This is a genomic window from Oculatella sp. LEGE 06141 (assembly GCF_015207605.1).
Classification (GTDB): domain Bacteria; phylum Cyanobacteriota; class Cyanobacteriia; order Elainellales; family Elainellaceae; genus Oculatella.
The window spans coordinates 1-4,561 of record NZ_JADEWO010000126.1 but is presented as its reverse complement, the minus strand read 5'-3'; the positions used below and the strand labels follow the sequence as shown (position 1 = coordinate 4,561).

The following is a 4,561-nucleotide window of genomic DNA, read 5'->3' as shown; positions in this document are numbered from 1 at the left end:
GTGGGCAGGAGTTGGTCATAGGTGGATAGCTCGTGTTGGGTTACTTTCAAGGTGGGTAAGGGTGCGGGACTAAGCAGTTGAAAGTGTTGCTGTAAGCGCATCAACGTCAGGGACTGTGCGGCGAGTTGGGCTTCGAGATAGTCTGCCACCCTGGCTTCTTTGTCCTGGGTTGCAGCGATATAAAGGGCTTCGACCATCAGCAGTGCCGCACTGTCTAGCTCAAACTGCGCCTTCAGTTGCGCCCATAGCTCTCGGTAGTGGTCATTGGGCAACAACTCTTGCTGCCAGGTGCAGTAAAGGAACGCCCTTGGTTTTCGCCGCAGCCCCTCAATCACATGGCGGTAGTTGATGCAACGAGCCCGCCGTTTGGTCGGGTCAAGCGAGCGCACTCGGGGCAGTTCTACCACTACCTGCTGTCCCCAGTAGCCAATGATGCGGTCGTGATACAGGTGCAACTCTAAGGTGCGACCGATTAAGCGGGAGGGAACACTGTACAGGATAGAGCGCACCTCAATGGTGCTGCGCGAACTGACCTTGGCACTGACGACTTCGTAGTCGGCAACCCGGTACTTGGGCAACGGTTGCAGAAACGGTTTCTCAGCCTCAAACTTCTCTTGTCACTGCACGTTTAAGCCCGCTACCGCCGCATCAATCATTGCCTGGTACTCACTGGCATTGGCAAAGTCAAAGCTGCCTCGCAGTAACAAGGTTTGCTCAATGCGGTTCTTTAGGTGCCCATGAGGGGACTCAATGCTGCCGTTTTCGTGTGCAATGCCCCGATTGTTGCGCGTCGGCTGCATCCGGTAGTGCTGACACAACTGGTCGTACAGTTGTGTCACTGCTTGCCCTTTGCCCCCACTGTTGCGATACGCTGCACTCAGGCTATCGGTGCGATGCTGTTTGGGCACGCCCTCGCAAGCACTCAAGGCATTTTGCAATCCCTCAGATAGGGCAACAAAGCTTTCCCCGCCCTGGATAATTTGGGCATACTGCCACCCGCTATAGCCCAAGCGATAGTGGTAGATTAAGTGCTCAAACGGCTTACCGTTTATCGTGATCTCAATCCCTTTGAGTTCGGTGAAGTCTGAAAATCCCATTCCCCCCGGTTCATGACGCAACTCAAACATCACCTCTGGCGATGCCCCATGCAGCACGCGCCAATGAGCCACTCGTCGTTGCAATGTTCGCAATACGTTCGGGTATTTGCCAGGGTATTTCTGTTGCAGATACTCAAAGAGCGTCATCGGTTTGAGGCGCGGTTGCTGCTGCAACATCGGTTCCAACTCGTCCTCCCAAACGCCTTTGAGCGGGTCGGGCTTGCTCCGCTCTGGTTGTTGTCCTCGCTTGGGTTGATGCTCACCTGCTTCAATGCGTTGTGCCGTTCGTTCTGAAAACTCGGCAATGGAAGCGGCATCGACCTGCGTTAAGCCGATTTTTCGTCCGTTCATGTACACTCGTAGTTGATAACTTTTAATTGTTTTTCCAGGCACTATTGGCATCTCCTTTTCCACAGGAATTGCCCAATAGTGTCTTTTTATTTGGAGTCGCGATTTGCGCTCTAAATTGCAGTTTGCGATCTCAACTATGCACGATGACAAACCGCCAAGGGCATCGCCGTCACCCGCCAATGACATTGTCGTTTAATAATTGCCGCCAGATACTCTGCCAGTGGGTCAAGAATGATGCGAATCTTGTCTTTTGGTTCTGGTGATTGCAATACCTGCAATCGATGTCCCAGATAGTCCAACCGGGCTTTGGCATCGTCAGTTGCTTCCTGATGCTTCAGAGCGGCGATCGCATCCTCTTTCTTCACCAATGTTGGTCGATAGGTGTGTCTCAAACATTCCCATGCCACAATCTGAGCGTCCCGTTGCACTTCCAGGTCATCTCGCTTTTGGCTGGAGTCAATGTTTTGATTTAGCCGATTTAAGTAGCTGAGCATCAGCTTGGGGACTGAATCTGGCAAGATGCCCCCCGCTCCCTCCCGTTCCTGAATCATATGATCAATGTAGAGCCGCGCTAGTAGCACAGTGATGCTGCGCTCTCCTGCAATGCGACGAAGGCGATCGCAGGCATCGGAATATTCATCATCTACAAACAAGTCTTGCTTGTGGATCGATTTTAGATAGGCAGACATGAAGGGCCACAGGCGATTGGCTTCAATTTGCAACGGTTTCAATACGGTTTTGGGAACCTTGCCCAAAGGTTCCTCTAATCGAGAGGTGACAGTGAGTGCTTTCGCTGGAAACCCTGCTAACTCTGGTGTCACCTGCTGACGAGTCGTTTCGCTCATCTCTGACAGATGATCAACAATGACCAGAATGCGCCGGTGTTGGAGGAGCTTTTGTAGCAGATCTGGAGGGATGTCGTCTTGCTGGTTGATTAAGGCTTTAAGTTGTCCTCCAATTGCCTCAAGTAAAGTCCTCCTGTCGTCCAACTCGGTTTCGATTAACACTGGCAATAAGCGATGAGCCACAAAACATTTCTCCAGCCCCCATAGGGCAATTTGACAGGTCAGACTGGTTTTTCCGGCTCCTCCTTCGCCAGTAATCAGCAGTACGGCTGTTTTTTGTTGAAAGGTCGGACTCAAATCTTTGCTGCTCAGTTGATTCGACGCGGTTCCATCCAGGCGGACTGACAGAGGAATATGAATTTGCCGATCCTTAACAGTATCCAACTTCAAGAATCCTGCCTTCGCGTCCTGCCAGTGCTGCTCAACCCAAGCATCCAGCACACGGGGATGATATTTCAACGGCACCAATGTCTTCAACACCCCACTCAGGGCAGTTCCAACCTGGGGAAGATTGGCGATCGCCTCAATGACCCCATCCCCCAACTTCAGCAGCCAAAATGGGCGCAACCAGAACACTGTCCCGTAGACCGTGGTGAGGGCGATTACTCCCACCCCAATCAAGACCATCCAGGGATTATTCTGTCCCCATAACAGGATTTGATAGGTGGGTTGTTCCGTTAATGGACTTAGGCGATTGTCTAGAAAGCGGCTTAACAAACGTAGAGTCTAGCGATCAGCCGCTTTGGTTGTCCAATTGGTTTCATCATCACTTAGTGCAGTTCGTACCTCATCTAAGCGTTGTTTGAGGTCAATTAGCGGCTGAATTTCCTGAATTTGCCAGCCCTGCAACTGCTTGAGATCGGCTTCACCACCACGCACAATCTGATCCAGGGCGATAACCGCATTATGACGAATCTGAGTATTGGCATCCTCCTGAATCACTGCCAGCAGATTGGGCACAACGGCTTCCGCATTCCAGCCCATCTGTCCCAACGTCTGAACCGTGTAGAGGCGCAAGCCAGCATCCGGGCTACTGAGAGACTCTGCCAGCGGCACAGCAGATAGCTCACCACACTGGATTAAGGTCTTTTGGGCATCTGAGCGCTTTTGATGATCTGGAAGCTGTGCAACTGTTTGTCGCAAGGCATCAGGCGTACAACTTTGCCCATAACTAATAGTTGCGATAAGCGGTACGATTGCCAGAATAGTTAATGTCGGCAACACCCGTCGAACCATGCGTGTGCCGTTTACTCCGAATAAAGCTGGCATCTATTAACCCGTCGCGGCTAACCGTTATTTCTTATTCAAAGTTTAAGCCATCCATTCCGAACATCCTAACCTCTGCCTGCTGCAAAAACTTGTTCTGCTGTTAGATTTAGCTCTGGAAACGCGGCGGAGATAATACGATCGCTCCCCCGAAATTGTTGCCCCTGATATTCTCCATCCACCAACTGATACACAGAGAAGGTGGGTTGCTTCGGAGAGCCGATGTAGCGCCGACCCCCTAACCCTAAATAGTTAACCACCCAGTACTCTGGCATCTGCAATGCCTCATAATCAATGAACTTATGCCCGTAATCATCCCGCCAGTTCGTACTCACGACTTCAATGACAACCTGGACAGATACTCCCTGTATAATCGTTGATCGCGCTTTCCAAAGTGGCTCATTCTCCAGAGCTGTCTGATCTAGAACAATGACATCTGGGTTATAGCCCGACTTATCGGTTTCAGCAGGTCTCACAATCGCCTGTCGGGGGATGAAGTAGGGTAATTGCAATCGCCGGGTTTCTAGAAACAATTCACCTGCTAGAAACCCACCCACTTGTTCATGGGGTCCGGTTGGTTGCATTTCAATCACGACCCCATTCCAAAGTTCATACCGACCATAGCCATCTGGATACCAATCCAGAAACTCCTCCAAAGTCATCAGTTGAGGAACGGCTTGAACCATAGCCTGAAGCTCCACTGTGCGATCGCTGTTCCTCCCAGTTTAGCAAGGATGCTCTATTATCCTTCGTCAGGGCAATGAAGGCTGAGCATCTGCTGGAGTTCAACCTAAGTGAGACTGTTCTGAATTTTGTGTAAGCGGTCTAAAATCCCAGTAATTCAGGAGACCGCACTATGGCACCCAAGAAAAAAGGTAATCGTTCACGGGGTGGGGGTATCAGTAGGCAGCAAGGATGGAACAGGTTCTCCCTGGCGAGCAGCCCGACATGCCTCAACCAAGTAATCTAACACTGGGCGATTTTGAGATCGCAAGGTTGTCA

General features: G+C 51.0%; 3 protein-coding genes and 1 pseudogene. All 4 read right to left on the bottom strand.

What is annotated here, in order from left to right:
• A pseudogene (istA, locus tag IQ268_RS31795) lies at positions 1 to 1,490 on the bottom strand (IS21 family transposase); the annotation flags it as partial.
• A gap of 92 nt (positions 1,491 to 1,582) precedes the next feature.
• Positions 1,583 to 3,010: a hypothetical protein gene (locus IQ268_RS31790; protein ID WP_193887460.1), complete on the bottom strand. Its 1,428-nt coding sequence runs from the start codon at positions 3,008 to 3,010 to the stop codon at positions 1,583 to 1,585.
• A gap of 9 nt (positions 3,011 to 3,019) precedes the next feature.
• Positions 3,020 to 3,562 carry a HEAT repeat domain-containing protein gene (locus IQ268_RS31785; protein ID WP_193887458.1) on the bottom strand — a complete coding sequence of 181 codons (543 nt, stop codon included), beginning with the start codon at positions 3,560 to 3,562 and terminating at the stop codon, positions 3,020 to 3,022.
• 65 nt (positions 3,563 to 3,627) lie between these two features.
• Positions 3,628 to 4,245 (bottom strand): Uma2 family endonuclease, encoded by a 618-nt coding sequence (locus IQ268_RS31780; protein ID WP_193887456.1) that lies wholly within the window; start codon positions 4,243 to 4,245, stop codon positions 3,628 to 3,630.
• Positions 4,246 to 4,561 lie beyond the last annotated feature (316 nt).

Coding starts and splice junctions, on each gene's coding strand:
- IQ268_RS31785 (WP_193887458.1), bottom strand. CDS start 3,562: ATGCCAGCTTTATTCGGAGTAAACGGCACACGCATGGTTCGACGGGTG.
- IQ268_RS31780 (WP_193887456.1), bottom strand. CDS start 4,245: ATGGTTCAAGCCGTTCCTCAACTGATGACTTTGGAGGAGTTTCTGGAT.